Below are 449 nucleotides of genomic sequence, written 5' to 3'. Positions count from 1 at the left end.
GACACCGGATGTTCGGCTCGATGGGCCAGGTCGGTTCAGCAGGCGACAACGCCGCCATGGAGAGCTTCTTCAGCCTGCTACAGCGCAACGTCCTGGACCGTCAGACCCGGGACACCCGAGACGACCTGCGCATCGCGATCGTGACCTGGATCGAACGCACCTACCACCGACGACGACGCCAGCAACGACTCGGCCGATTGACCCCCATCGAATTCGAAACCATCATGAGCCACGTCGCCCCTCAGACGGCATGACCCACTGTCACAAAATCCTGCAGCAGCCCCCTGGTACAGGTACTGCATCGCCACCGTCATCTCGCCCCACTTGCCGCCGAGCACCTCTTGGAAGCGCCGCGCGAACGCGGGATCGGGCGCCTGCACCTTGACGTCGAACTGGGAGGCTTTCTGGTGAGTGAACATCTGGATCCTCTTCCGTGTCGGGTGTGCGAG

General features: G+C 63.0%; 1 protein-coding gene and 1 pseudogene. One reads left to right on the top strand and one right to left on the bottom strand.

Going from position 1 to position 449, the window contains the following annotated elements; all coding sequences use genetic code 11:
• Positions 1 to 254, top strand: a 254-nt coding sequence (locus tag D9V41_RS16400) for an integrase core domain-containing protein (protein ID WP_166376095.1), incomplete at its 5' end; no start/stop codon positions are given.
• A gap of 36 nt (positions 255 to 290) precedes the next feature.
• Here D9V41_RS16400 and D9V41_RS18625 read toward each other — a convergent pair.
• A pseudogene (locus D9V41_RS18625) lies at positions 291 to 419 on the bottom strand (manganese catalase family protein); the annotation flags it as partial.
• Between the last annotated feature and the right edge of the window lie 30 nt (positions 420 to 449).

This window comes from Aeromicrobium phragmitis (assembly GCF_003674095.1).
GTDB lineage: Bacteria > Actinomycetota > Actinomycetes > Propionibacteriales > Nocardioidaceae > Aeromicrobium > Aeromicrobium phragmitis.
The sequence above is the reverse complement of the archived record's forward strand: the minus strand, read 5'-3'. Positions and strand labels throughout refer to the sequence as shown.